This window comes from Sinomonas sp. (assembly GCF_051955515.1).
GTDB lineage: Bacteria > Actinomycetota > Actinomycetes > Actinomycetales > Micrococcaceae > Sinomonas.
Genome location: NZ_JBQCGQ010000263.1, coordinates 1 through 25,795, shown reverse-complemented (window position 1 = coordinate 25,795; position 25,795 = coordinate 1). Strand labels below are relative to the sequence as shown.

Here is a 25,795-nt window from a genome sequence, read left to right as displayed (position 1 = left end):
GCGTCGGGTCGGCTGGTCCTCGAGTCGACCACCTCTGAGTGGAACATGTCGAACTGGCCGGCGGTGTCGGCCCCGACCTCCATCGCCATGCGGATTCCGGCTCCCTTGTTGCGGTGGAGCCCGGGCACGATCGGCTTGATGTCAACGGCATTTTGGCCGATGTAGGCGGTGAGCATCTCGGGATTGCCCTCGAAGCCTCCGGAGGCGATGACGACCGCCTTGGATTTCAGGGTCCGCAGCAGGCCGTCCGCCCCGCGCACGAGGACGCCGTTGACCCTTCCCTCCTCTGAGACGCTGAGCTTGACAGCCTCCGTCTGGTAGAGGATTTCGGCGTTCTCGAACTTCTCGAAGTGGGCCAGGAGATTGTTCACGATCTGGAGGCCGCCGCCGACGGGCCACTTGATGCTCTTGTCCGTCTCATATTCCAAGGCGACGTCGTTCTCCCAGTGCTGGTAGATCTCTACGCCGTGATCCTCGAGATACTTCATCGTCCCGGGGACCTCCCTTTCCAGGGCCAGGCAGTAGTCGAGATCGGCCAGGCCCTTGGAGGTCTCCATCACCTTGTCCTTCCACGCGGCATCGAGGCGGTTGTCCTCGTACACGCGCAGCCAGGCCATGGTCCAGCGGGAGCCACCGGAGCGCTCGCCCTCGGCTCCCACCTCCACGATCGCCACCCGGCCCTGGCGGCCTTCTTCGGCGGCCTTCTCGCAGTAGCTCAGACCGGCAGAGGCACCAGCGAAGCCGCTGCCGATCACAATCAGGTCGTACTCGGACATTTTTCCACCTCATGATCCTTGGAGATGCAGCATGTGCAGTTGAGATCGAATGGCTGAATTTGAGATCGACGGATTGGAGCAGGGACTTACTGCTGCTTCCAGGTAAGGGGATCGCTCGGGTGCTGGAAGAAGGCGTCAAGCTGCTTTCCCGTCAGCCATCCGCCGGTGGGTTCAAGCCAGCCGTCGGCGTTCGGATCGCAATCAGTGCCCAGAGCCTTCTTCGCCTCGTCATAGGTGATGGGCGACACGCTCAGCACGATGGACTGGATCTTCGGCCCCTGCTGCTCCAAGATGCGCACTGCGGTTTCGACGCCGAGGTCTGTCTCACCCTTCGGCGGCCAGATGTTGTAGCCCGTCGTCGCAAAGTCCGGATGATTTACCCAGTAGCATGCCGCGCCGGTTTCCCCACCGATGTTGATCGGAACCACGGGGCGGCCAGACTGCTCGAGCGCTTGGAGGGCCCCGGTCGCGGAGGCAGGCTGAGCGACGATCCCGTCCAACTTCTCGGGGTGGGTAGCGAGGAACTTCTGGACCTCTGTCTTCGTGACGGAGGCAGACCACATGCCGTTCACCGAACCGACGAGCTTGATGCCCGGGTATTGCTTCAGGGCATCTTGGACTCCGGTTTCGAAGTCGATCGCGTTCGTTGCGCCCGGCACTCCTTGGACGTCGAGGACATTGCCCTTGCCGCCGATCTTGTCGAACACCTCCTTGGCGAAGACGCTTCCGGCTTCCCGATAGTTGGTCACGGCGCTGACCGCGTAGGGGGAGTCGACGTGGCCGCTCCAGGCCACGAACGGAACCCCCGTGTTGTAGGCGTACTGGATGGACAGGTTCAGCGCGGTCTTGGCGGAGCAGCAGGCGATGATGATATCGACGCCCTGGTCAGCGAGCTGGCGGATCTGCTGGTTCTGCACGGTGTCGTCACCGCCGGATTGTGCGACCACGATGTTCTTGATCAACCCTGCCTTCTGGTACCGCGGAAGTACCTGCTTCATCAGGTAGTCCATCGCGGTGGTCTGCCAAGAATTGCCGGCATAGGGGCTGCTGTATCCGATCGTCCATGGAGGCGGCCCCTTTGGCTTCCAGCCGTCGAGGTATGGAGGCTGGCCGGTCAGCGCGTCGGAGTTGATGTAGGCCTTCTGGGCTTGGGCCGGCAGGCTGGATAACGCGCTGCCCGACGTGCTGCCGGTCTGGGAACTCCCGGCAAAGTCATTTCCGCCGCAGCCGGTGAGCGCAAGCACGGCAGCCAACGCGGCGCTGAGTGCAAGCAGCCATCGAAACCTTGGCAGCCTCGTCTTACCGGCCTTGTGACGCCAAGGACCGCATTGGTCTTCTTTGACCATCTTCTTCTCCCTAGTGGACGTGGTTCGCTCGGCAGAGAGAAACCGGCGCCTGGCTTTCCAAAAGGCCGCAGGAGACGCCTTAGCAAAACCTCTCTCCAAGACAGTATGGCGATCATACGGTCCTATCGGGATGGTGACAAGGTCCTTTCCTGCCGCAAAGGAGCGCACCGACCAACAGGAGTGCCTGCCCCTCGCCTTCGCCCACGGGAGCGGCAGCGTCTGGCGAAACTGGCCTCCCGTTCAACTCTTGACGTACTGGAATACCGTATGACACTCTTGGCCTAGGTGAACTGGATCACGTTGGCGTCATTGCCAGCGTGGGCAGCCGGTGACAGGTTCCGCTGACTCTTCCGGCAGCGCTGCCAAGGGCCGAGAACCCGGAGGCGCCTGTCCGCTCCCACAACTTTGTGAGGGCTTTTCCACGCTGTGAGCACTAGGAGAACTTGAATGGCGGATGCCACGACGAACTCCCCCTCTCGGTCAGAGCAGACCGCGTCGGCGGGTCAGAATGCAGCAGTAGAAATCACCGGGGTCGCGAAATCCTTCGGAGAGACACGCGCCCTGCGAGGTGCGACGTTTTCGGCCGCTCCCGGAGAAATCCATGCCATCGTCGGCGAGAACGGCAGCGGCAAGAGCACCCTGGCCAAGATGATGTCGGGCATCGTCCTTCCCGACAAGGGTTCCCTGAGCATCAACGGGGGGACCATCGCGAGTCCCGCCGGCGCCTTGCGCTCCGGGGTGGCCGCTGTCTTCCAGGAGGTTCTCGTCGCAGAGGGGGCGAGCATCGCCGACAACGTGTTCATCGGAGCCCAGGCCATCTGGCGCAGGGGAATGTCCCGGAAGGAACAGGCGAGGCGTGCAGCGGAGCTGCTCGAACCGCTCATGGACCATCCGGTAGATCCTTCAGCCCCAGTCGAAACCCTGAGCCTGGCGGATCGGCAGTGGGTGACGATAGCCCGCGCGCTCGCGCGTTCACCGAGGGTCCTAATCTTCGACGAGTCAACCGCCGCACTGGACCTTCCAGGCGCATCACGGCTCTACAGCGAAATGGAGAGGCTCCGTTCCGAGGGCGTCTGCGTCATCATCGTCACACACCGCATTGCGGAACTCACGACGTTTGCTGATCGCGCCACCGTCCTCCGCGACGGCGTCGATGTGGGAGTCCTCAGCGGCGACGAGATCACCGAGAGCCGGCTCATGGAACTCATGACCGGTGTATCCGACGGTGAGGGGCTCGCCGCAGAAAGCCATCGTCGCACCAAGACCGCCCGAGCACAGGACAGCGTGGTTCTCCGCGCTTCACAGCTGGTGCTCTCAGCAGGGGCCCGCCCCTCCGACTTCGAACTTCGAGGAGGCGAGATCGTCGGTTTTGCGGGGTTGGACGGCCAGGGTCAGACTCAGTTCCTGCAGGCCCTGACCGGTGTTGGGAACATCGTCAGCGGGGAAGTGGCCGCCGTCGCCAAGGACGGACAGCGCCATCCGATAACCTCTCTCGCAGCAGCCACCGACGCAAAGATTTCCTACATCTCGGGAGACCGCCGCAAGGAGGGAATCTTCCCGAACCTGAGCATCCTCGAGAACTTCGGCATGCCTCTTTATTGGAAGAACCAGCGGCGCGGCTTTATCGATCGGGCCGCCATCGACGAGAAGTTCAGGGAAATGTCGAATTCTCTCAAGCTGCGGGCCGGAATGGCTTCGGACCCCATTACCTCGCTGAGCGGCGGTAACCAGCAGAAAGTGCTCATCGGACGCGAGCTCGCGAAGAGCCCGCGCATAGTGGCCCTCAACGACCCTGCGCGCGGAGTCGACATCAGCACCAAGCGGGAGCTCTACGCCCAACTGGATGCACTCGCAGGCAAGGGCGCCGGAGTCATCTACCTCTCCACGGAAATCGATGAACTGATCGGCCTCTGTGACCGGGTGGCAGTGTTCCGCGATGGCTCCCTGCTGGGCTGCCTGGCAGGGGAGCAAATAACATCAGAACGAATTCTGGCGGGCATGTTCGGACATCTCGAATCCGAATTCGATGTAGAGAAAGCACTGGTGGAACAGCCATGAAATCTCAAACCGCTTATGGCCGTATCGCCAACCGTATATCGTACGCGTTCGCCTCCTGGGGTCTTCTCCTGGTACTCCTCGCAGTGTGCTCGGTGCGTGCCCCCTATCTATTCAGTGCCAGCGGAATCAGCGGCCTGCTGGTTTCGGCCGTTCCGCTCGTCCTTATCGTTATGGGGCTGACCGTGACAGCGCTCGTCGGAAGCGGGGTTGACCTCTCGGCCGGCCCACTGATGATCTTCGTCAACGTCACCTTGGTCCGGCTCTTCTTCGACCACCTGATCGGCTCCCCCGCCTTAGTCGTCGCCTGGGCGCTGGGCATCGGCGTGCTCATACAGGTCATCCAGGCACTCGTCATCACCGTGGCGAGAGTCGAACCTGTCATCGTGACCCTGAGCGCGTTCTTGGCACTGGCCGGAATCGACCTGGTGATCCTGTCCGAGCCCGAAGGGCAGGCGCCTCGCTGGCTGGCCGAGTGGGGTTCGGGCGGGTCCATCCTTGCTCCGATGACCATCGTGCTGATTGTCGCCGTGGTCGGCTGGTGGGCGTTCACTATGACCCCGCTCTACACCAACCTCCGTCTCGTCGGATCCAACCAGCGGACTGCCTTCGTCAGCGGCGTCCCCGTTACCGCGGTACGTATCATCGCACATGCGGTTTCGGGCCTCTTCATCGGTGCCGGAGGGCTGGCCTACACAGGGCAGATTGCCTCCGGCAACCCCACCCAGGGCGCCACCTACACCTTGGCTGCCATCACCGCCCTCGTTCTGGGTGGCGTCAGCCTGGCCGGAGGCAGGGGAGGCGTCCTCGGAACGATCCCGGGGGCCATCGCGGTCACCCTCATCTCATTCACGCTGACCACATTCTCGCTAGGAACGCTTGCATCATTTGTCGTGCAGCTGTCGTACGGACTCATCTTGGTGCTAGCCCTGCTGATCGGCGTAGTAATTCCCACGCTGTGGCGTAAACGCCGGGAGGTTGAAGCAGCATGACAACCATCGAAACATCTGTCCGCACGGAAAACTCCGGCCGCAGGCGCCTGTCTGGCCAGAAAAACCTGGTCCTGGGCCTCTTGATGCTGGTCCTCCTGCTGGGAGTGGGCGGAACGACCGTGCAGGGGTTCCTATCGGGATCAAACATTCGCTCGATGCTGCTCCTGGGAGCGTTCTTGGGCTTGGCTTCGGTAGGTCAGACCCTTTGCGCGCTCCTCGGAGGACTCGACCTGTCCATCCCATACCTGATCGGTTCGGCCAATATCGGGACTTTGTTCCTCATCAGCTCAGGAATGCCGGCAGGACTCGCCATCACCCTGGTCCTCGTCCTCGGCCTCGTTATCGGAATCCTCAACGGACTCATCAGCCTTCGGCTTCAGAATCAGTCGCTCATCGTCACCCTGGGGGTCGGTTTCGCCACTGTCGGCGCGACCCAGATCCTGACGAGCATCGGCGCCGCCAGCACTGGCGGAACCAGCGGCGTAGTCCCTCAGTGGCTGGCCAACATATCTTCGCTCAACGGGGAAACGCTCGGCCTCCCTGTGCCTCCGATCGTCCTCATATGGCTGGTTATCGCGGCGGGCTTGGTCCTGGCGATGCGCTCCACGTGGTTCGGCCGCAGCACCTACGCTCTCGGAGGAAACCGTTCGGCAGCGCGCCTGATGCTGATTTCGGAGCGCCAGCGGTGGGTTTCGGTCTACGCCCTCAGCGGTCTCTTCTCAGCGGTCACGGGAGTACTCCTTCTGGGGTTCACGGGAGGGGCGTTCGTCCACGTCGGAGATCCCTACCTGTTCCTGACCGTCGCCGCCGTCGCGGTGGGAGGAACGTCTCTCCTGGGAGGGCGGGGCGGCTATGGGAGCACCCTCGTCGGCGTCCTGGTTCTTGTCGTACTTACATCACTGCTGGTCGGCTACGGTCTGGACAACAACGCCCAGCAATTCGTGCTGGGACTGCTCATCGTCCCGCTGGTTGGCTTCTATGCCCGCAATCCGCACCTCCGCCAGCAGATCTAGACAGCGCGAGGCGGAAGGGCTCATCCCGGGGACCGCTTGGATCCACCTGGGCTGACGCGGGAACCGGGTCAACGAGCCGAGGGCTTTATGGCCCATTCGACCGCCTCGGCGGTCCGCGCGGGAACAGGAATGAAAGCCGCCCTGGCAATTAAGAAATAGAGAGAGGAAAAAACTATGGACATTGCAGAGAAGTTCCGTGAATCCGGCAACCCGATGTTCAACGACAACGCCCTGAAGCTCGGCGTCTTCGGCACAAACTGTTCGGGCGCCTGCGCCATCACCACGGCCGAAACCACCTTCGAGCCGACATTCGAGCACAATGTGAAGATCGCGCGTCAGCTAGAGGACGCCGGCTGGGAGTGCATGGTCCCGATCGCTCGCTGGCGAGGCTTCGGAGGCGAGACGAATTTCGGCGGCACCAACATGGACACGTTCACCTGGGCAGCTGCGCTTGCTGCCGTGACGGAGAAGCTCCAGTTCTTCTCAACGACACATATCCCGACGCTGAACCCGATTGTCGCAACAAAGATGGCTACAACCATCGACCATATCGCCAAGGGCCGCTATGGGCTGAATCTCGTGACCGGATGGTTCACCCCAGAAATGGAAATGTTCGGCCGCGAGCAACTCGAGCACGATTCCCGTTACGACTACGCCGACGAGTGGATGGAGATCGTCACCACGCTTTGGAAGCGCAACGGTGTGGATTTCGACGGCCAATACCTCAAAGTCAAAGACGCCTTCAGCGAGCCCAAGCCCTACAACAAGGAGACTGGCCGCCCAGTCCTGATCTGTGCGGGGGCTTCCGGCAAGGGCATGCACTTCACCGCGAAGTATTGCGATTTCAACTTCGGCTTCATGCAGGACATGGAATCGGGTGCAGCTTGGGTGAAGAGGGTGAAGGAACTCGCATTCAGCGAATACGGCCGCGAGCTCGGCACCTTCACCTCCTGCCCTGTGGTTGTGCGGGATACCGAGAAGGAAGCGCGGGACTACTACAACTACTACGTCCACGAAAAAGGCGACCGGGTCGCCTGCGACAACATTGCTGAGGTGCTGCAGGTCCAGTCGCAGAACCACTCACCGGAGATGTACGAGAAGTTCCGGGAGAGATTCATCGCAGGATGGGGCGGTTATCCCATCGTGGGCAACCCGGAGCAGGTGACCGATGCGCTGATCGAATTGCACAAGACCGGGGTCGACGGAGCGCTGCTCACGATGGTCGACTACAACGAAGAACTCCCCTTCTTCAACGAGCGGGTCATGCCACTGCTGAAGGAAGCGGGCCTTCGCAAATAACAACCCGGAGACTCCCTGAGAAGCGGTCCCACTCAAGGCGCGGCCAAAGTCGGGATTTGCTGCATTGACTCCGGCATAAAAGACAATCAGTGCGTCTCTGATGTCCGCCAGGCGAGCGAGTCTGAATGACTCAAAGAAGAATAGCTGTTCAGACTCGCCCTCGCCTCACCAATAGAAAATGAGAGGAAGAAATGTCTGCAATGACTGAAGAAAAGCTGTCCAAAGATGATTTCAAGTTCGCGTTCCGAGGCCATCCAGCAGGCGTCGGAATCGTCACAGCGGACAACGGTGACGGCCCTGTGGCGTTGACTGTGAGCTCCTTGTTCTCGGTCAGCCTGGAACCGCCCACGCTGGTCTTCTCGGCGTCGACGCTGTCTTCGGCCACGCCGACCATTCTGAAGGCCGACACTGTGGTGGTGCACATGGTGGATGCCGATCAGGTGGATCTTGCGAAGCTGGGGGCGACCAGCGGCGTGAACCGCTTCAGCGACGACGTCGAGTGGGGTCGCCTGCCTACGGGCGAGCCCTATTATCCGGCTGCGGCTGTATGGCTGCGGGGTCGGGTGAAGCAGATCGTGCCGGCCGGTGGCTCGAACCTCGTCGTCGTGGAAGCGCTGGAGGCCAAACCGCGTGCTGTCGAGGATCCGGCCGACATCAGCCCTCTTGTGTACCACAACCGTGCCTGGCACGTCATCGGAGACCATTCGAAGATCCCCGACTGAGCGCAACTTTCGGGTCGAGGCGTCCGTCATGCGCTGGATTGGCAGTGGTCCCTGCCCGAGACCCAGGAACCAGATTCTACGCCCGGACCGGCGAGGGCGCCGGCAGCCTCTGGGCGAAGGTGCGGTGTCGCGGGCGACTGTGTAGCACCGGAACAGGTCGGAGCGATCACAAGCTCGGCCTCCGGGGTCTGGCTCCGTCGCTGGCGCCGCGGACGCCGATAATGCCGCTCTCACGCTGCCTAGCCTGGAGAGGACACAACGTCATCCCCGCCGAAGGCGCTTCATCGCTGACGGACTGCCCCCGGGGCGTTCCGTCACCGAGCCAATCGATGCCAGGAGCGCCGCGGCTTATGAAGGAGCCTGCCTTCATAAGCACCAACACACGACCCTTTGAACGATGGAGGAAGAATGGGCAGCGAAATTTATCAACAGGGGATGCAGATCCGACGAGAAGTACTCGGCGACGAGCACGTCGGAAGATCCATGAACAATTCCACCGAATTCTCTCGACCCATACAGGATCTGGTGACTGAATACTGCTGGGGAACGGTGTGGTCTCGCCCCGGGCTCGAACGAAAAACCCGGAGTCTGATCAACCTCGCCATGCTTACCGCACTCAACCGCTCTCACGAGCTGGCAGTACATGTCCGTGGAGCAGCGAACAACGGATGCACGGACAAAGAGATCCAGGAAGTCCTGATCCAGGCCGCCATTTATGCCGGAGTTCCCGCAGCCTTGGAATCGTTCCGCATCGCAGAGGCGACGCTTAGGGAGGTACGGGTCGATGTCTAGGCCCATACAGAAGGTTGCCTTCATCGGCCTGGGGAAAATGGGCGGACCCATGGCCTCTAGGCTGGCTGCCAGAGGATACCGGGTGCAGGGGTCCGACGTCTCCCCAGAAGCACTGGACCAACTGCGGAAGGCTGGCGGTGCGCCCGCCGACAGCCCCGCTTCCGCCGTCGCCGATGCCGATGCCGTCATCCTCATGCTGCCGACCTCCGATATCGTTGAGTCCGTCATCCTCTCGGACGACCTGTTGGACGCACTCCCCGTCGGCGCCCTCATCATCGACATGGGCTCCTCCGAACCGCTGCGCACACTCGCGCTGGCCGAAAGACTGGCGTCCCACCAGCACCCTCTTATTGACGCTCCCGTTTCAGGCGGAGTGAGGGGAGCCGAGCAGGGGACGCTGACCATCATGGTCGGTGGCGCCGAGGAGGCGATGGAAAGGGCACAACCTCTCCTGGAGATCCTGGGCAAACCGACTCATGTGGGACCAACGGGAGCCGGGCACGCGCTCAAAGCGCTGAACAACCTGCTCTCTGCCGCGCATCTCTGGATCACCAGCGAGGCCATGCTTGTCGGAGAGAGATTCGGCATCGATCCCAAGGTCATGCTCGACGCCATCAACGGCTCCAGCGGGCGTAGCGGCTCTACCGAAAACAAATGGCCAAACTTCATCCTTCCGGAAACGTACAACTCCGGATTCGCCCTCGGACTCATGGTCAAAGACATGAGCATAGCCGTCGCCCTCGCCAACTCCCTCGGACTCCCCAGCCCTCTGGGGCAGGAATCCCTCAGACTGTGGAAACAGGCCCAAAGCGAGCTGCCTCCGAATGCGGACCACACCGAAATAGTCAAGTGGCTGCGCATCCATCACCGCTGACTTATGCCACTTCGGAGGACCGCTTTATCGCGGGACAGAGAGTCCCTTGTCAAGGAATTCCAGGAGCTCCCAATCTCCGGCCCCCCTCGACGGTGACCCCGCGGCTCCAGTCTGCAACGGCATCCCCCGAGAGATCGGCCATTGAAAAGAAGAAGTCCTGACCCAAGGAAAGAGCGCCGTGTCCTTCCCCACTGCAACCCCGCCCGTCCAGCCAGCCGTTTCGATAGCCGATGAGGAGATCTTCGCCGCGCACGAGGGTGGGAAGCTCTCGGTGGCCGTGGACCGGCCGCTCGCGTCGAAACGGGACCTCTCGATCGCGTACACCCCTGGGGTGGCCCAGGTGTCCCGCGCGATCGCGGCCGATCCGGATTTGGCCCGCACGCACACGTGGGCCTCACGGCTCGTGGCCGTGGTCTCCGACGGGACCGCGGTGCTGGGCCTGGGCAACATCGGCCCGGCCGCGTCGCTGCCGGTGATGGAGGGCAAGAGCGCCCTGTTCAAGACCTTCGGCGGCCTGGACTCGATCCCGATCGTGCTGAACACGACCGACGTGGACGAGATCATCGAAACCCTGGTCCGGATCGCGCCGTCCTTCGGGGCCGTGAACCTCGAGGACATCGCCGCGCCGCGCTGCTTCGAGCTCGAGCGGCGCCTGATCGAGGCCCTGGACATGCCCGTGATGCACGACGACCAGCACGGCACCGCCGTCGTGGCCCTCGCGGCCCTGGAGAACGCGGCGAAGGTCGTGGGCAAGGACCTTCCCTCGCTGCGTGTGGTGATCGCCGGGGCCGGGGCCGCAGGCATCGCGGTCGCGGAGATCCTCCTCACCGCCGGGGTGCGCGACGTCGTCCTGCTGGACTCGAAGGGCGCCCTGCACACCGGAAGGGGCGAGCTGAGCGGGATGAAGGCGGAGTTCGCGGCCCGGACCAACCCGCGCCGCGTCGCAGGCGGCACTGCCGAGGCGCTCGTAGGCGCGGACGTGTTCATCGGCGTCTCGTCTTCGACCGTGCCGGAGGAGCACATCGCGGCGATGGCCGAGGGCTCGATCGTGTTCGCCCTGTCCAACCCGGACCCCGAGGTCGCCCCCGACGTCGCCCGCCGGCACGCGGCCGTCGTCGCCACCGGCCGCAGCGACTACCCGAACCAGATCAACAACGTCCTCGCGTTCCCCGGCATCTTCCGCGGCGCCCTCGACGCCGGCGCCCGCCGCATCACCCCCGCGATGAAGCTCGCCGCCGCCCGCGCGATCGCCGCCCTCGCCCAGGACAAGCTCTCCGCCGACTACATCGTCCCCAGCCCCCTCGACCCCCGCGTCGCCCCCGCCGTCACCGCCGCGGTGGCCGCCGCCGTCGTCCCTGGGGAGTAGGACCGAGGATTGTCTGCTGGGAACGTTGTCGAGCTCGCTAAGCGCGATTCAGCGGCGGCCCATTACGCGGCCGCAATGTCGGGCGCCGTGAGCTCGCGCAAGATGCTCCGGTGCTCGGCGGGGCCATTGGACTAATGAAGGTGGCCTCGTGGGGCCGCCGCGGAAGGCATTCATCGGCTGAAGCGTCTACTAGCGACTAGCTTGGAGGCACAGCCGAAGCGCTCGGCGCAGCTCGTCCATTCGTTGGCAGCCGCTAACCTTCCTCGCCCTCCGCGACGAGCGCCTCGAGGATCTCGATACTCGCCTAACCAAGCAGGCCCCTACTTCGCCACCGGAAATCCCAGGGGATGGAGAAGATTAGAGATGTCCGTTGTCAGTGAAGCGATCTAGGGGGCGCTGCCGCGCTGAGAGTCGGGAGTATCGTGCGTGATCACCGCTTGTCGGCGCTGTTCTCGTTGTGCACCTCGTCGATTTTACCGACCGCGGGAGTTCGTGAACCGGCTCTGACCTGCGACAACACGTAGCTTACATGTCCGTATCGTCCGGCAGGTATGCAGGGCAGATTTGGCAACAGGGGTAGCAGAAATCGCTACCCCTGTTGCTCCTACTACTGCCGCAGCGGGGTCACTGTCACCAGGGCTCGAAGAGGGCTTCGCCGTCGCTGCCGCCGAGGAGGAAGATGTGGCGATTGATGTCCTCGCGCAGCTGCGTGATGTCGTAGGCCGGGTCGTTGATGAACCGCCCGAAGGACGGGGAGAGCGCCTGTTGGTCCGCCTCGATCCAGTCGGCGAGGAGCTGGAGGAGTTCGGCCAGTTCGGTCCCGTCTCCGGCGTCCAGGCTCATGCGGGGCATCAGTTGCCTTCCTTCCGGTGGGCTCTCGCGTGCGCGGCGGTGGCCGCTGCTTCCTCAGTCGTGCTGTCGAGGATCCGGGCTTCCAGATCGGCGATGCGGCGGTCCTGGAAGCGCAGGTTGGAGCGGGCGGCCTTGAGCCGCTCGTCGAGGGTGCGGTTCTCGGCGGTCAGCTGGCGGACGCGCTGTTTGAGGGTGGTGTTCTCGGTGGTGATCCGCTGGAGGGCTTCCTCGGTCCACTCGGCCTGCAGGTCGCGGATCTGGCCGAGGAGTTCGCCGATGCGGGTGCGCTGGGTGAGGATCTCGGCCTGGGCGGCCTTGAGGGCCTCCTCGGCGTTCAGGGCGCGTTCGCGCCAGGTCGCCTCGCGTTCGCTGTCCAGGGCGGCGAGCGTCTGGGATCGGCGTTCGCCTGCCTCGGCCATTGCCGTGTCGACGGATGTCCTGGCCTCGGGGTTGTCGTAGAGGAAGGTGCGCGAGACATCGGCCCGGCGGGCGACGGCGGCGACGCTGATCCGGGCCTTCTCGCGCCGGAGCCGGGCGATGGCCTGGTGGACCCGCTGGAGGGCGGTTTCGGTCTTGCGGCGGCGGGCGGCCTGGGCCGCTGCGGTGCGGGGCCCAGGTGCGGCGGCGGTTGTCATGCGACGTCCTGTTCGGGGTCGGTGTCCTCGGTCGTGCACTCGTTGTGCTCGCTCTCTTTGTCGTTGCCGGCGTCGGCGAGGTCGGTGGCGCGGAACGCGGTGGACCAGACGCGGTGGAAGTAGTCCTGGGGTTTGCGCAGGTCCAGGGCGAGGGCGTCGTCGAGGAGGCCGAGGCCAGCCAGGGCCTTCTCCAGTCCGTCGATGGCGCGGGCGGTGGGCTCGAAGTGGCGGTGGAGGTAGTCGGCGGTGGCGTCGTCCGGGGCGCCTTCGGCCAGCAGCCGCCACTGCTCGCGCTTGCGCCGCCAGTAGAGCAGGTCGGCGCCGGAGAGGACGAACTTGTCGCAGTTGTGGCAGTCCAGGTTCCAGGGGCAGGTGCCGCCGTCGACGACGGGCTGGAAGGTGCAGAACCCGCCCTCTGCCGGGGTGCTGCGGCGCGCCAGGTCGATCGCCAGGGCCTGTGCCTGCTGGCGGGTGAGAGGGGTGGCGTCCCCGGCCAGGAGCTCTCCGGGCTGGGCTGTGCCGGGACCGGCGACCCAGACGTGCTGGAGCACGTCCTCCAGGTCGGTGCTGGTCAGGTGGACGTAGTGCTCGGCCATCCTGTCGCTGACCTGCCCGAGGTATCGGCGGATGTGGGTCAGGGTGGCGCCGTGGCGCAGCAGGCTGGTGGCCAGGGTATGGCGGGCCTGGTGGGGGACGTAGTGGCCGAGGTCCATGGCGTCCACCCAGGGCCGGAACCGGCTGTAGAACCACTGGTGGGTCAGCGATGCCGTCCCGTCGTGGCTGCGGTAAGTCGTGGGGAACAGGGCCAGCTCGGCGCGCTGGGCACCGGTGGGCCGGTAGCCGTAGCGGGCGGTGAAGCGGTCCAGGGTCTTTCGCTGGCGTTCGGCGAGGATCCGGTAGAGGCGCTCGGGGATGCGGATCGCGGCGTCGTAGTTGCCGACCTTGGTCTGGTCGTGCCAGAACATCGCCAGGCCGCCGTAGCGGCCGATGCAGTCCCAGCGGGCGTTGATCACCTCGCCGATGCGCCGGCCGGTGATCACGGTGGTCTCCCAGATGTCGCGCATGCCGTTGTCGCTGGCATCGTAGGTCGCGGCGAGCTCGGCAAGGTTCGCCTCCTCGGCCAGGGCCCGGGCGACCTGGTCCGGGAAGGGCCGACGCGCCGTGCGGCCGGTCGCGGCGCCGGCGCTCGGGAAGACGATGATGAACTCCCGGTCCAGGCCCAGCCGTTCGGCGGCGCCGTTGTCCAGGGCCTCGCGCATCAGCTTGCGGGCGGCGTTGAACACCACCGACCGGGTGACGGTGGTAACGATGCTCGCCGTCCCGTCCATCCGTTTGACGGCGAGTGAGGGGAGCCCTTCGCGTTCGCGGCGGCGCTGGTCGGCGACGAACCGCCGGGCATGCCCTTCCCGCAGGAGTGCCGGGTCGTGACCACCGCCGGGAGCGTCGAGTTCCAGGAAGGCTCCCAGCTCGACGGCGGCCCGGCGCAGGTCGTCGACCGGGCTGGCCGTGCGCGGGCAGCGCGGGGACCGCAGCAGGTCCGCCAGGTGCTCCCACGTCAGGTCCCGAAGCCAGCGCTGCGGGATGCCAGTCAGGTCAACGTGGCTCAAGCGTTGTGGGAACAGCACCCCGAAGTGCTCGGTCTCCAGGAACCCGGCGTCCTTGGCCTGCTCGGGGGTGAAGTAGACCAGCCGCAGCTCGTGCAGGATCTCCTTGGCGATCGCGGCGGAACCGCCGGCTGCGAGTTCAAAGTCGAAGTCGACCAGCGAGTCCACCTCGAGCTTGCGGCAGATGGCCACCAGTGACCGGATGCGGCCGATGTCCCAGCGGCTGGGCCGGGTCCGGCGGGTGTGGACGAACAGCCCCCACTGGATCTCGGCCCGCACCAGGGGCCGCAGTCCCCGCAGGTTGATCTGCCCCGGCCACGGCTGCGCGGGAGCGGTAGCGCACCAGTGGCGGAACGCAGCCCGGTCTGCGTACCCGATCGGCACCGCCTTGCCGAACCTCTCGTACTGCTGCCACCAGCTGGACGTGATCGCGGCGTCGCCGGGCTGGCCATCGCGGCGGTAGCGGCTGCCGTGCCACGCGCACAGCCCCAGAGGGGAGTCGGCCAGGTTCGGGCAGACGAGCACGCCGCAGCGTCCGTAGCCGGGGCAGGCCTGTTCGCCGCTGACCCAGGCGGCGAAGGAGTCGCCGTCATCGCCCTCGGCCCGGCGCGCGGCCCAGCGGCTCACGTGCCGTAGGCACAGTCCTCGGTCGTTGCCGGCCGCAGGGCGCTCGGGGCAGATCCGGCAGATGGTCTCTTCCGTTCCGACGCGTCGGTCCAGCCCCTGCGCGGCGGCGATGAAGGCGGCCCTGCCCACGCCGTGCTCGCTGTCTTTGGCCCAGTGACGCTGGTGCTCCGTGCACAGGTCCGAGCCGCCCGTGCGGGTGCGTTCGCATCCCTGGACCACGCACTCCCACCGGTAGATCGCGTGGCCACGCGGGATCGCGATGATGTCCGGCCGGAAGACCGGGTCGAACGACGGGCCGGCAATCAGCGTGGTCAGGATCTCCAGCCGGTCGCGGCCGAGGCGGTCAGCACGCTCGGCGAACAGGGGTCGGAGGTACTCCTGCCGCCGCATCACGCCTCGCCCCAGACCGCACGAAGCGCGGCGTCGAACGCCGGGTCGTGGACGTCGACGTGGCCGTAGACCTCCTCGACCATCGCCGCCGAGGCCCAGCCGCCCGCATCACGGGCGATCAGCAGGTTCCCGTCCGCGGCGTCCAGGACAGCCGAGGTGAACGAGTGCCGGAAGGCGTGGGGCCTAACGTGCCCCAGGCCGGCGCGTTTCCCGGCCCGGCCGAGCATCCTCCGGGCCCCCACCGGCGACCACGGCTGGCCGGCGTCGGCGCCGTGCAGCTGGACCAGGAGCATGCCGTGCCCGCCGCCGCGGGGGTACTCGGCGGTGACGTACTCGAAGTAGGCGTGCACCATCGCCGGGCTGGCCCGCTTGATCAGCCCGCCGGTCACGACGCCGTGCTCGAGGTGCCAGGGATGCTTGGTCTTCGCCTGGGCCCGGTTGGGGTTTCCCCGACGGTGGCACACGTGCAGGTGCGGGGTGCGGCACTGGCCGCAGGCCGCGTTCTCGCGCAGGTGCAGGTCGACCAGGTGCAGCCCGCACAGTTCGCCGATCCGCAGGCCGCCGTCCGCGAGCCAGGTCACCACCAGCCGGTCCCGGGCCGCGTTCACGGTGGCCAGCAGCTTCTCCCTCGCCCCGTCCGGGAGCATCTTCGGATGCCGGCGGTGCGGCCCCGGGGGCGCGAGCGGGTTGGCCGGCAGCGGTGACTTCACGTGCCCGAGGAAGGAGCGGCGCCGGTGCGCCCGCGAGGGCAGCCGGGACGTGTCCAGCTTCCTGCCGAGCTCCCCGTTGACGCCGAGGGAGGACTGGTGCAGGTAGAAGCCCTTCAGGCAGGCCGCCGCGGTGGACAGGGCCGAGCGTCCGTAGGGGCGCTTGCCGACCCTCCACGGTTCGCCCAGCGGCATGCGGACCTCGGCGCCGACGATGCCCATGTAGCGCTCGAGGTCCCGCAGCCGGACCGTGTCGAAGGCCAGGCACTCGCGCTCCAGCCATCGCAGGTGGTCCACGAGGTAGTACGCGTAGGTCTTCTGCGTCCCGGAGCCCTCATGCTGCCGCAGGAACCGGTCCGCCTCCCCATGGACTGTTCCCTCGGGCCACACGATCGTCCACGACCGCTGCCCGTCCTTCCGATCGATCTGCTGGACCCTCAGGTCCCCGACCACCACACTCCGTACCACTTCGACCTCCGTACCGACGCCAGGACATGACGAACGTCCCGGTCCCGGTCGGTAAACGGGTCCGTGACGATCGTGTCACAGGCTCGAACGGACGTCGCGAACAGCACAAATCACGGTCGGTAAAGTCCACGATCACCAGCGATGTCCCGAGGGTGCGCAGCACGCCCACGACGTGCTCGGTGACCGTCGGCGTGGTGGCGCGCCGGAGCATCGGGAGGCCGAGCCAGCTCGCGAAGGCCTGCATGAGCATCCTCGGCGTGGTCGCCGGGGGGACCACGGCATAGACGACCGGGGCGAAGGCCCCGTCCTCCGCGCGCCCCAGGCGCCGGCGTTCGGCCTTCTCGTGGCGTCTGCCGATCAGCAGCGCTGCGGTGGACTTGCCCATTCCGGCTGCCCCGGAGACCGCCAGGCCCCTGCGCGCGGTGGCGGTGGTGGCGGCGTTGCGGGCGAGGATGATGCCGGTCTGCCGGGAGAGGGCCTGGGTGTCCGTGGTCTCCAGGACGGTGTCGGCTGCCAGCCAGGCGAAGCGCTCCCGGTCGTGGGCGTCCTTCCCCCGGGGGGAGAGGGCTGCGAGCTCCTTGCGGGAAAGCCGTTCCGGTTCGGCCGGGGCATGGTCGACGAACTGGCGCCAGGCGGCCAGGGAGTCGGGGGACGCGATGGGTCAGTCCTCCAGGAGGTCGATGCGGCGGGCATGGCGGCGCCGGCGGGGACTGGCGGGCGCGGCCGCAGTCTCGGCGGCGGGCCCGGATTCGGGCTCGGGCTCTTCGGGGACGGCGGCCAGGCGCAGCGGCGGGGCCGGATCCGGGACCGCGGGCGCGGCGGCGCTGGCTCGTCTGGCGGCCTGGGCCTCGGCACGTCCTGCCGGGGCGGTCATGATGCGGTTGACCTCGGCGAGCAGGTCCCTGCCCGGGACGGTCTCGTACCGTCGGCCGATGGCCTTCTTCGCGGCCGTGAGCACGTCCAGGGAGAACGGGCCGACGAGGTGGCGGGCAAGGGACCATTCGGCCTCGATCCACCGGCCTTTCCGGTGGTCGCGGACGTGGATCGACTGGAGCCGGTAGGGGTCGTAGCGGATCTCCCAGCGTCCGTTCGCCGGGGAGGGGAGCCCGGAGGCGACTCCCCGGTATTCGTGCAGGGCGGGGGCGTCGTAGTGGAGCCCGTTGAAGTTGATCCCGTAGGGCTGGATCGAGCGCCAGTCGACCGGGAGCAGGGCGATGTAGTCCTCCCGGGTCAGCGTCACGGGGATCTGGGGCGCGACGCCGGCCAGGGCCGCGAAGGCCTCGTTCGGGGTCAGGTCCTTCTTCGGCATCGCCGGGTGCCGCAGGCCCGGGTGCGGGCGGTTCTGCCACACGGCGACCAGCCACCACTCCAGCAGGTTCTGCACCTCGGCGAGCGTGAACCGTGCCTCGGCGGCCGGGTCCTTGCCCCGGCGGACCACGTTCGGGCCGGTGTAGCCGGCAAGGTACTGGGTGAACCCGGTGTTCACGCCGGCGAAGAACCTCTCCATGTGCGGCTTGTCCGTCGGGGTCCGCGGGGAGGCCTTGACGAGGCTGATCTGGAGCCGCTCGCACGCCGCCGTGAAGGTGGAGCCGACGAAGACCTTGCCCCGGTCGACCGTGATCGACTCCGGCACGATGACCGGCTTCGCCGCGATGCCCGAGCGGACCTCCTCGTCGCCGGGGAGCATGCCCTGGGGCAGCACCGAGCGGGAGTAGGCCAGCGAGGCGTCCCATCCGGGCTGCATCGGAAGCGGCGTCATCGCGCGGGCCAGCAGCAGCGCCGCGTCCACGGCCTTGGTCGCCACAGGGCGCAGGATCGCCGCCAGCGGAGTCCTCGTGGCAACGTCCAGGGCGACGGTCAGGTCGGCCCGCCCCGCGGCCCCGTCCGGGCAGATGACCATCAGGTCCAAAGGGGTGGAGTCGATCTCGACCAGCTCCCCGGGCCGGGCCGGCGCCTGCCCGCCCCAGGACCGGTCCGGGCGGTTGGCCTGGGTCCTGCGGGTGGTGGGGTTGCCGAAGGGCTGGCGGGAGCCCTCGATCCTCTTCAGGATGCGGTACATGGTGGGCGCCGAGGGAAGTTCCAGGCCCTGCTGCCGGGCGATCGACTGGACGCGGTTGATGGCCCTGGCCCGGGTGCCGGTGGAGAGGTTCTTCTGCCCGCCGACCTCGGCCTCGAGCAGGGCCATCACTCTGGCGTCCGTGCGGCCCGAGACGCTGCCCGCCCTGGTCAGGCGGCCATCGACCAGTCCGGCGACGCCGTCCCTTCGGTAGGCGGCGATGTGCCGGAACAGGGTGCGCTCGCCCATCGGCGTCCCGGCCGCCGAGAGTTCGGCCAGCTTCGCCTCGATCCGGTCCTGGAGGCCGTTCCCGGGATCGTACTCGGGCGCGGGGACAGTCTCCGGCTCCGCCTCCGGGGGGATGCCGTAGAGCACCTCGTGCACATGCCGGTGCAGGCGCTCGACCCGGGCACGCGTGCGGGCATCGAGGGCCTCCAGCGCCGCTGCCCCCTCGAGCGAGGGAAGCCTGTCGGGGGAGTCGGGCAGGAACGAATCGTCCGAGAGGAGCTCCGCGACGGGCACGCGGCGGATGCGGTTCGTGGCCATGTTCTTCAGCGCGAGCTCCGCGCCGTCCTGGGCCACGACCTGCCAGGAGGCCCCGTCGAACTGGATGAAGTCGAACAGCCGCACGGACCTCATGACACCGCCTCCAACGGCACATCGTCGGCGCGCTGCGGGGCCGGTGCCATGAGGGATTCCGTCGACAGCGGCTCGTCCAGATCCACTCCGAGCATCCCGGCATGGGCCAGGTGCAGCACCTGCGCCTGGACCGCCGAGGCGTCCGCCTCCAGGGCCCTGGCTGCGCGCCGCACACCGGACGCCATGGACGTCCCGGGGCGGCCGAATGCCTCCATGATCGCCTCCACGCCGGCGGGATCGGGGGCGTAGCGGTCCTGCCGGTACCCGGAGAGCCAGCGCAGGTTCGATGCCCGCGGTTCTGCCGTCCCGGTGAAGACCTCGTAGCCCCAGCCGGCCTCCTCGCACACCCTGCGGGTCAGCTCGAACTGCCGCTGGGCGGGGCCGATGCGGTCGGGGTGCCGCACGTCCACCACACGTCCGCCGCCGTCGCGGAGCCGAAGGAAGAAGTCGGGCACATGCCCGCGCACGCCGTCGGTTCCCCTGGGCCACAGCAGGGCCAAAGGCTGCGAGGCGATCCCGACCACCGCGCTGTCATGGTCCGCCCGCATCAGGAAGTCGCGCTCCAGCAGGCTCTCGAAGCCCACATGCGCGCGCACCGTGCTGGACCACCACGAGCCCTCGTAGTTCCGCTTGCCCGGCCAGGAGAAGAACAGCCTGACCGGAGACGCCGACTCGACAACGAGGTCCGCCAGACCTGCCGACACCGGCCGGTCCATCACCTCGTCGCCGAAGCGCACGAGCACACGGGCAGCATCCGTCAGATTCACGGGCAACGATCTCAGGCCACCGCGCACATTCACGCTGCCACATTAACTGAGAAGAACCCCGTGAACCCGTAGGCTGCCATGTCTTCTGAGAAAACTGCCAACTCGACTGAGAACGGACATCGTATTCGCATCTGCTGCGAACATGTCATCCTTTAATTGACATAATCACGATTATCGGCGTTCGTTCCTGTGTCTTTTCTGTAGCTTCTAAGATGCAGAAGCATGCCCTCGATGTTGCTCTCGGGCCGCCCGCGTGGAACGATAGGGCCCATGGAGGCAGCAGCGCGCAACGACATCTACCTGGACGCGACCCGGATGAACTTCCACGACCTCGTCAGGGAGCTCAACGAGAACGTCGGCGCCACGGTCGTCCAGACCATGGCGGGCGTGAAGACGCGGACGTCCCCATACAAGTGGGCCAAGCCGGACGGTCCGGTGCCCGGGCCCGAGGTCGAATCGCGGCTCCGGCTCGGCTACCGGGTGTGGAAGACCCTTGCCTCCGCCGAGGGGCGCAACGTCGCCCTGGCGTGGCTGATGGGCTCCAACCCCCGCCTCGACGAGGACCTGCCGGTGCTCTACATCCAGCAGCAGCGCACCCGCGAGGTCATCGGAGCCGCCGAGGCCTTCGTCGACGACACCTACGCCGCGTGAGCGCGGCCGCCGCCGAGCGCACCTGCACCAGCACCGGGCTCCGTCTCGTCGCCGCGGGCGGCGAGACGGCGTTCCGGGTCGCCAAGGACCGCCATGGGGCGCTGTCCGTGCTGCCCAACGCCCACGTCGGGCCGCTGCCCATCGGAACGGATCCGTCCGTCGGCGACCGCCGGGGACGCTTCGACACCGTCGGGTCCACCGTCTACCTCGCCGACTCGCGCCGCTGCGCGTACGCCGAAGTCCTGATCGGCTTCCGCCAGAAGCGCGCGGCGATCGCCAAGGTGGCCGAGTCGATCGGCTGGGACGTCGAGGAGTACATTCAGCACGTCGTCTCGGACGCCCGCGCCAACGGTGTCGATGTCCCCTGGGCGGTGTCGGTCGACTGGCAGATGGAGCGCTCGATCTACCAGATCCGCCTCCCACGCAGTGGATGGTGGGTCCACATCGACCACGCGGACACCCTGTCCTCGCTCGAGTCGCTGGCGCCGACCACCCCTGGCCTCACCGCCAGGCTCCAGCTCCTTACAGCCGGGGACCTCACCGGCGAAGACCGCTCGCTCACAACCCTCCTCGCCCACCTCATCCGGGAGCAGAGCCTGGACGACGGGTCCCAGCCGCTCGGGATCACGTACACCTCGAAGACCCTCATGGGAAGATGCTGGGCCTACTGGGACAGACGAAGCGACCTCGGGCTTCCCCCCGGAGGCGACGACCTCCACCAGCTCGCGTCCGAGAACCTCGGCCCCGATCCGGAATTCGCCTCCGTCGCGGCCCACTACAGCCTCCCGCTGCTGCGCTGCCGAAGCTGACCAAGGAACTGCAGTGCTAGACCGATCCAGCGAGTCCTTGGAAGGGTCGATACCAGCACATGCGCACCCTAGGGACCATCCGTCGGCTCACCACGGCGGCCTGGGAAGAGGCCTCCAATCGGCGGCCTGGCACACCGTCAACACGGCCTCGACATAAGCGCCTGCTGGCTCGACCACCCAACCGCCCGCCACCAGAAGAGAGTGCTGGTGGTGCTGTCAAGCAGCTGCGCACTCCCTACCGGGCATGCATTCCGGTGCCGCCGCGTCGCGTGATGCACAGGGGAGCAATCCTGAAGAGGAAGAGCGAGAACAAGCTCGAGCAACGACTGTTAAACGCGGTTCAGGCCGAGGCGCTCGCCTTTGACACTGAGAGCGTTCCGTCAGCCGCGTCTGCGCGCACGAGGAAGTGGTTTGAGATTCGCCTCATCCAGTGCTTGCGCATCGTCAGCGGTAATGACCGTGACGAGATGAGACATGAGCCAGAGCATGCGAAGTGCTGTCTGCGCCATGAGCACAAGACTCGCTTCGAAGAGCCAGGGCGCAAGCCAGGTTCCCTGCATGACAGGCGCGATCCCTGCACAAATAGCCAATCCGGCCGCCGCGAAGCCGCTACCCATGAGCGACATCCAGGAGGCCCTAAGAGTGGCGCCCGAGCGAGTGCGAAATACGCGCAAAGCCGTGCCTTGGCCGGACAGACCGAAAACCACCACAACACCGACAAAACCCGCGATCAAGGCCGCCGCGCCGGCGCCGCCAAGATAAAGGGCGAGCGACTCCGCGTATTCAGTGCGGATCAATCCCGACCAGACGTTGGGCATCCAGCCAAACACGGTGACCACGGCGTGAGCTGCAACCAGAGCTAGGCTCCCCCACAGGGTGCCGACCGGGTGATCGGCAGTCCACGCTCTCATCCTCTTCACGGCTGTCATCGTACGGTCGCCCCTGTGACATTCCTAGAAATCGTTGTGCGTATACCGGAGGATGGCGTGTTTCAGCGCTAGGAGCACCGACTCTCGTGTCGGCACGTCCCCGTCGAGGTCCACCTGCTCCTTCATAGTGATCTTGTTGTAGATGAAGTCAACAGGCCGACGGTCGAAGCCACCGCTCTCGGTTGGGAACATCAACGTGGCACGGGCTGTGCGCCGGTCGGTGTGGCTCTGAAGGTAGCGTTCGAGGTCGTCCTTCAGGGCGTGGGCAGATTCGGTATCTGGGCGGGTGCGTCCGAAGCTGAGCTGCAGATCAATGGTCAAGCCAGCTGCCAGATTGCTTGCCTCCCGAACTGCCGAAGCGATCGTGCCGGCGTCTGAGGAAACGCCATGAAGGGAATCGGAGGTCGTCTGGATATGGAGCTTGGCCACTCCGGACGACTTTCGCAGAGCGTCAAGCCCGTCGACGCCGACGACTGGCTGCAGTTCAAGGACCGACCCGTCGGCGCTTGGGGGGTAGATGTGGTTCAGCCATTGGCAGATGGCGCCCCAGCTGGCGCCTCCCGAAGAACGCATGAAAGCCGCGACGTTCGTCTCACCGACCGCTGCTCCGTAGGCAGGTTCGAACACTCCGTTGACCTCAACGCCATCGGCAATTGGCACGTAGCCGGAGACTGTGCGTGTATGTGGTCGATCCATCGCCGAACGGCTCTTCGCCAGGTAGAACGCATCCAGACCGGTCCGCGCGTCTCGGAATGCTTCCCCCCGGAGCTCCTGTCCCATGTAGGGAGCTGTCCGGTCATCTTCCGAGAGCCTCTGACAGTCTTCGACAAGCTGGCGCCAGAATCCCGGTTGGAGACCTTCGATGACGTCACCCGGCTTCCTGAGGACGACCCGCATAAAGTGGACTGTCTTATTCGAACTCACAATTCTCCCTCAAATGCCGTGATTGTATCCCGGAAGCCAACCTCTTCGGCGCCCGCACGGCTACCGGCGCCTAGCGGCTGAGCTGCTGTTCGCGGCCATTACCGGGGATGCTCCGGCCCTTCCGGGCCTTGGCAGCAGTCCTGGTGCGCACGGCCTCGGCGGGGGGCGCGGCCTGGGAGATGTCGGCGAGCATGCGCGCCTGGACGAGTTCGGGCGGGACGCCGGCGCCCTCCATGGCGGCGGCGGTCTCGGCGCGGCGTTCGGCGCTGTCGTACGCGGCCTCACCGAGGCCCCGAGTGACGGCTTCGGCGTCGAGGGATTCCCCTGCGGCGGACGTCGGATCTGCACCGTGCTCGGGGTCGGCTTCGGCGCTCGTCCGGGCCTGTTCGGCGTCCCGCTGGGCGCGGTTGGCCTCGGCGTTCAGCCGCGCGGCCTCGGCCCGTTCCTGTTCCTCCTCCTGCCGCTCCTGACCTGCTCCGCTGCGTTCGGCCTCGTACTGGGCCAGCTTGGCCGCCACGGCTGCCGGGTCGGCCGAGAGCGCGTCGACGTCGATCCCGTACCGCTGGCGGAGTTCGGTGCGCATGCGCGCCTCAGCACTAGCGGCCTCGGGGGCGTAGTCCCGCCAGGCGAGGGCGGTGGCGTAGGTGCGCCCGATCTCGTCCGGGCGGGCACGGTCCCACCAGTCGGGGCGGCCCACCGGGGCGAGCCCGGCGACAGCCGTGGCGCGTTCGGCGTCGAAGCGGCTGCGTGCCTCGCGGGCCTGCTGCCCGGTGGCTGTCTCGAGGACGCGGAGGCGCTGGGCGTGGATGCGGGCGAGGAATTCGCCCAGCTGCGAGGCTGCCGTGAGGGCGACGTTGAACGCGCCGAGGAGCGGTTCTTCGAGTCCTTCGTCGTGCACCATGGGTTCCCCTCTTCTTCCTATCGTTCGGGCCCGGTGTCCCGGGCCCTTCCCGGACTGTGCTGGCGGCGGCGCTGGGAGGCTGCCGCAGCGCTGTCGGTGCGGGGTTCGATCCTGTTCGGGATCGGGGACCCGGGGCCGGTGGGCTGGGTGGCGGCGAGCTTCCGGCGGAGCCGCTCGAGCTCGGGGGAGAGCTCGCTGGGTGCGGTGGCGACGGCGGTCCCGCCGGCCCCTGTGTGCTGGCTGGCGGTTGCTTTCGCGTGCGCGCTGAGGCGGGCGTGGATGTCCTTGAGCCCGGTGTAGGCAGTGTCCCGGATGGCCGTGGCCTGGCGGAGCTGGTCGGTGGCGCGGGCGACGTCGTGGACGGCCTGGGCCAGGGCGAGGAGCTGGCGCAGGAGCGCGGCCTGCGCAACCGGGCCGCGGCCTCCCCGGGACGCGCTGGCCAGCAGCATCGCCGTGCCGGCCAGCGGTGCCATGGCCACCGGCTTGGGTGTGCGCTGGCGTTCGAAGGTCTGGGCCGAGCGGGAGAGCGCGTCGGCGGCCGCCGCGAGCTCGCCCGGGGTCTCCTCCACGGCCGTGGACCAGGCGGCGAAGGCCCCGGCGGTGTCGCGGGCCACGCGTGCCCAGGTGTCCCGGTCCCCGGCCGGGACGGCACGGAGGTGCTCCCTGAGCGCGCCCAGCTCGGTCCCCATCCGCTCCCACAGGAGCGGGTCGGGCTCGTGCGCCTCCCGGCCCGGGGCGACGACGCGGCGGCCGCGCCCCGCGGCAGTCCATTCGGCCGCGGCGTCCATCGCCCCGTGCGGGGTGTCGGGCCATTCCGAGCGCAGCCTCGGGAGGGTCAGGTCGCGCCCGAGGTGCCCTCCCCCGTACCAGATCGGCCGCTCCCCGTGCCGGGGCCGTTCGGCCACGCTGTACCCGGTGATCACGTCACGTGTGCCGTCGGCGTAGCGGGGCCTGACGATCACCCCGCAGCGGCGCAGGCGCCGGACGAATTCGGCCTCGTCCCCGGCCGCGGTCGCGCACGCCCGGACGGTGCGGGCGAGGGCGTGGCGTGGCTGGTCGTGGCGCAGCTGCGCGGTGATCCTCCCCTGCCGCTCCGCCGCCGCCAGGTGCTCCCACGCGGGCGCGCCTTTGGCTTTGGTGCGGGTGTAATGGGCCTGGGCTCGGGCGCGGGCCTGGGCCTCGCGCTCAGCCGGGTCCCAGCCCCTCGTCGACCGTTCGGCAGAGAGGGATTCGAGGCGCTCGAGGCCGTGCTCGGCCTCCAGGACGCGGGCGGCCTTCTGGGCGCGGTGGAAGTCGTGGTGGATGCTGGCCCTCGTGCCGTCCTCGCGGACGAGGTTCACCGCGAGGTGGATGTGGTCGTTGCCGTTCTGCGACAGCCCGTGGCGCACCGCGACCCACCGCACCGGGGCCTTGGCACCGTCGGCGTCGTCGAATTCCATCAGGCGGACGAAATCCTGTGCGATCGCGCCCCACTGCTCGTCGGTGAGCATGCCCTCCTCCGCCCGCAGCGACAGCGAGCAGTGCCACACGTGCCCGCCCGAAACCTCGGTCTCGAACGCCTTCCGGGGGCGGTCGAGGTGGCGGGCGATCGCCAGCGCGGA

22 protein-coding genes and 1 pseudogene are annotated in these 25,795 nt (G+C 67.0%); 10 read left to right on the top strand and 13 right to left on the bottom strand.

Annotated features, from left to right (window positions below; translation table 11 throughout):
• Together ACTHL9_RS15620 and ACTHL9_RS15615 are read right to left on the bottom strand one after the other, a co-directional pair.
• Positions 1-776, bottom strand: a 776-nt coding sequence (locus ACTHL9_RS15620) for an FAD-binding protein (RefSeq protein WP_440520202.1), incomplete at its 3' end; no start/stop codon positions are given.
• Between the two features lie 86 nt (positions 777-862).
• On the bottom strand, positions 863-2,020 hold the full coding sequence (locus tag ACTHL9_RS15615) for an ABC transporter substrate-binding protein (protein WP_440520203.1): 1,158 nt from the start codon (positions 2,018-2,020) through the stop codon (positions 863-865).
• Between the two features lie 549 nt (positions 2,021-2,569).
• On the opposite strand from ACTHL9_RS15615, the gene ACTHL9_RS15610 reads away from it, so the two are divergent.
• From ACTHL9_RS15610 to ACTHL9_RS15575, 8 genes are all read left to right on the top strand, one after another.
• A complete protein-coding gene (locus tag ACTHL9_RS15610) occupies positions 2,570-4,180 on the top strand; it encodes a sugar ABC transporter ATP-binding protein (protein ID WP_440520201.1) in 1,611 nt (536 codons plus the stop codon).
• Positions 4,177-5,169, top strand: a complete 993-nt coding sequence (locus ACTHL9_RS15605; protein WP_440520200.1) for an ABC transporter permease — start codon at positions 4,177-4,179, stop codon at positions 5,167-5,169. The genes ACTHL9_RS15610 and ACTHL9_RS15605 overlap by 4 nt, the downstream gene beginning before the upstream one ends.
• Before the next feature lie 155 nt (positions 5,170-5,324).
• Positions 5,325-6,182 (top strand): ABC transporter permease, encoded by an 858-nt coding sequence (locus ACTHL9_RS15600; protein WP_440520199.1) that lies wholly within the window; start codon positions 5,325-5,327, stop codon positions 6,180-6,182.
• 174 nt (positions 6,183-6,356) lie between these two features.
• Complete coding sequence (locus tag ACTHL9_RS15595; RefSeq protein ID WP_440520198.1) at positions 6,357-7,481, top strand: LLM class flavin-dependent oxidoreductase; 1,125 nt, start codon at positions 6,357-6,359, stop codon at positions 7,479-7,481.
• Between the two features lie 200 nt (positions 7,482-7,681).
• Positions 7,682-8,203, top strand: coding sequence for a flavin reductase family protein (locus ACTHL9_RS15590; RefSeq protein ID WP_440520197.1), 522 nt, complete (start codon positions 7,682-7,684; stop codon positions 8,201-8,203).
• A gap of 408 nt (positions 8,204-8,611) precedes the next feature.
• Positions 8,612-8,995 (top strand): 4-carboxymuconolactone decarboxylase, encoded by a 384-nt coding sequence (gene pcaC, locus ACTHL9_RS15585; protein WP_440520196.1) that lies wholly within the window; start codon positions 8,612-8,614, stop codon positions 8,993-8,995.
• Entirely contained in the window at positions 8,919-9,869 is a 951-nt protein-coding gene (locus tag ACTHL9_RS15580) for an NAD(P)-dependent oxidoreductase (protein ID WP_440520195.1), read from the top strand. The genes pcaC and ACTHL9_RS15580 overlap by 77 nt, the downstream gene beginning before the upstream one ends.
• A gap of 178 nt (positions 9,870-10,047) precedes the next feature.
• Positions 10,048-11,235 carry an NAD(P)-dependent malic enzyme gene (locus tag ACTHL9_RS15575; protein WP_440520194.1) on the top strand — a complete coding sequence of 396 codons (1,188 nt, stop codon included), beginning with the start codon at positions 10,048-10,050 and terminating at the stop codon, positions 11,233-11,235.
• A 630-nt stretch (positions 11,236-11,865) separates the two neighbouring features.
• On the opposite strand, the gene ACTHL9_RS15570 is transcribed toward ACTHL9_RS15575, so the two are convergent.
• The 7 genes and pseudogenes from ACTHL9_RS15570 to ACTHL9_RS15540 all read right to left on the bottom strand — a co-directional run bounded on the left by ACTHL9_RS15570 (position 11,866) and on the right by ACTHL9_RS15540 (position 19,980).
• Positions 11,866-12,087, bottom strand: coding sequence for a hypothetical protein (locus ACTHL9_RS15570; RefSeq protein WP_440520193.1), 222 nt, complete (start codon positions 12,085-12,087; stop codon positions 11,866-11,868).
• The gene (locus ACTHL9_RS15565; protein WP_440520192.1) at positions 12,087-12,722 is read right to left on the bottom strand and encodes a DUF6262 family protein; all 636 of its coding nucleotides are present in this window, start codon (positions 12,720-12,722) and stop codon (positions 12,087-12,089) included. The genes ACTHL9_RS15570 and ACTHL9_RS15565 overlap by 1 nt, the downstream gene beginning before the upstream one ends.
• Positions 12,719-15,343, bottom strand: coding sequence for a tyrosine-type recombinase/integrase (locus tag ACTHL9_RS15560; RefSeq protein WP_440520191.1), 2,625 nt, complete (start codon positions 15,341-15,343; stop codon positions 12,719-12,721). Before ACTHL9_RS15560 ends, ACTHL9_RS15565 begins: the two co-directional genes overlap by 4 nt.
• Positions 15,343-16,518: a tyrosine-type recombinase/integrase gene (locus ACTHL9_RS15555; RefSeq protein WP_440520190.1), complete on the bottom strand. Its 1,176-nt coding sequence runs from the start codon at positions 16,516-16,518 to the stop codon at positions 15,343-15,345. The genes ACTHL9_RS15560 and ACTHL9_RS15555 overlap by 1 nt, the downstream gene beginning before the upstream one ends.
• Positions 16,519-16,681: 163 nt before the next feature.
• Positions 16,682-16,903 (bottom strand): annotated as a pseudogene (locus tag ACTHL9_RS15550) (ATP-binding protein); the annotation flags it as partial.
• A gap of 276 nt (positions 16,904-17,179) precedes the next feature.
• Positions 17,180-19,213, bottom strand: coding sequence for a Mu transposase C-terminal domain-containing protein (locus ACTHL9_RS15545; protein ID WP_440520189.1), 2,034 nt, complete (start codon positions 19,211-19,213; stop codon positions 17,180-17,182).
• A complete protein-coding gene (locus tag ACTHL9_RS15540) occupies positions 19,210-19,980 on the bottom strand; it encodes a TnsA-like heteromeric transposase endonuclease subunit (RefSeq protein ID WP_440520188.1) in 771 nt (256 codons plus the stop codon). The genes ACTHL9_RS15545 and ACTHL9_RS15540 overlap by 4 nt, the downstream gene beginning before the upstream one ends.
• 270 nt (positions 19,981-20,250) lie before the next feature.
• On the opposite strand from ACTHL9_RS15540, the gene ACTHL9_RS15535 reads away from it, so the two are divergent.
• Together ACTHL9_RS15535 and ACTHL9_RS15530 are read left to right on the top strand one after the other, a co-directional pair.
• Positions 20,251-20,631, top strand: a complete 381-nt coding sequence (locus ACTHL9_RS15535; protein WP_440520187.1) for a hypothetical protein — start codon at positions 20,251-20,253, stop codon at positions 20,629-20,631.
• Entirely contained in the window at positions 20,628-21,440 is an 813-nt protein-coding gene (locus ACTHL9_RS15530; protein WP_440520186.1) for a hypothetical protein, read from the top strand. Before ACTHL9_RS15535 ends, ACTHL9_RS15530 begins: the two co-directional genes overlap by 4 nt.
• Positions 21,441-21,820: 380 nt before the next feature.
• Here ACTHL9_RS15530 and ACTHL9_RS15525 read toward each other — a convergent pair whose 3' ends face one another.
• From ACTHL9_RS15525 to ACTHL9_RS15510, 4 genes are all read right to left on the bottom strand, one after another.
• Positions 21,821-22,360 (bottom strand): hypothetical protein, encoded by a 540-nt coding sequence (locus tag ACTHL9_RS15525; protein ID WP_440520185.1) that lies wholly within the window; start codon positions 22,358-22,360, stop codon positions 21,821-21,823.
• 33 nt (positions 22,361-22,393) lie between these two features.
• Positions 22,394-23,266, bottom strand: coding sequence for a hypothetical protein (locus ACTHL9_RS15520; RefSeq protein WP_440520184.1), 873 nt, complete (start codon positions 23,264-23,266; stop codon positions 22,394-22,396).
• Positions 23,267-23,363: 97 nt separating this feature from the next.
• Positions 23,364-24,194 (bottom strand): hypothetical protein, encoded by an 831-nt coding sequence (locus ACTHL9_RS15515; RefSeq protein WP_440520183.1) that lies wholly within the window; start codon positions 24,192-24,194, stop codon positions 23,364-23,366.
• Positions 24,195-24,211: 17 nt separating this feature from the next.
• Positions 24,212-25,795 (bottom strand): relaxase/mobilization nuclease domain-containing protein (locus tag ACTHL9_RS15510; protein WP_440520182.1); only part of this gene is annotated, 1,584 nt, incomplete at its 5' end.

What these genes read in the sequence shown, in the direction of transcription:
- ACTHL9_RS15560 (WP_440520191.1), bottom strand. Translation starts at nt 15,343, where the DNA reads ATGCGGCGGCAGGAGTACCTCCGACCCCTGTTCGCCGAGCGTGCTGAC.
- ACTHL9_RS15535 (WP_440520187.1), top strand. Translation starts at nt 20,251, where the DNA reads ATGGAGGCAGCAGCGCGCAACGACATCTACCTGGACGCGACCCGGATG.
- ACTHL9_RS15595 (WP_440520198.1), top strand. Translation starts at nt 6,357, where the DNA reads ATGGACATTGCAGAGAAGTTCCGTGAATCCGGCAACCCGATGTTCAAC.
- ACTHL9_RS15565 (WP_440520192.1), bottom strand. Translation starts at nt 12,722, where the DNA reads ATGACAACCGCCGCCGCACCTGGGCCCCGCACCGCAGCGGCCCAGGCC.
- ACTHL9_RS15580 (WP_440520195.1), top strand. Translation starts at nt 8,919, where the DNA reads ATGCCGGAGTTCCCGCAGCCTTGGAATCGTTCCGCATCGCAGAGGCGA.
- ACTHL9_RS15570 (WP_440520193.1), bottom strand. Translation starts at nt 12,087, where the DNA reads ATGCCCCGCATGAGCCTGGACGCCGGAGACGGGACCGAACTGGCCGAA.
- ACTHL9_RS15520 (WP_440520184.1), bottom strand. Translation starts at nt 23,266, where the DNA reads ATGCGGGTCGTCCTCAGGAAGCCGGGTGACGTCATCGAAGGTCTCCAA.
- ACTHL9_RS15610 (WP_440520201.1), top strand. Translation starts at nt 2,570, where the DNA reads ATGGCGGATGCCACGACGAACTCCCCCTCTCGGTCAGAGCAGACCGCG.
- pcaC (WP_440520196.1), top strand. Translation starts at nt 8,612, where the DNA reads ATGGGCAGCGAAATTTATCAACAGGGGATGCAGATCCGACGAGAAGTA.
- ACTHL9_RS15545 (WP_440520189.1), bottom strand. Translation starts at nt 19,213, where the DNA reads ATGAGGTCCGTGCGGCTGTTCGACTTCATCCAGTTCGACGGGGCCTCC.
- ACTHL9_RS15605 (WP_440520200.1), top strand. Translation starts at nt 4,177, where the DNA reads ATGAAATCTCAAACCGCTTATGGCCGTATCGCCAACCGTATATCGTAC.
- ACTHL9_RS15590 (WP_440520197.1), top strand. Translation starts at nt 7,682, where the DNA reads ATGACTGAAGAAAAGCTGTCCAAAGATGATTTCAAGTTCGCGTTCCGA.
- ACTHL9_RS15600 (WP_440520199.1), top strand. Translation starts at nt 5,325, where the DNA reads ATGCTGCTCCTGGGAGCGTTCTTGGGCTTGGCTTCGGTAGGTCAGACC.
- ACTHL9_RS15515 (WP_440520183.1), bottom strand. Translation starts at nt 24,194, where the DNA reads ATGGTGCACGACGAAGGACTCGAAGAACCGCTCCTCGGCGCGTTCAAC.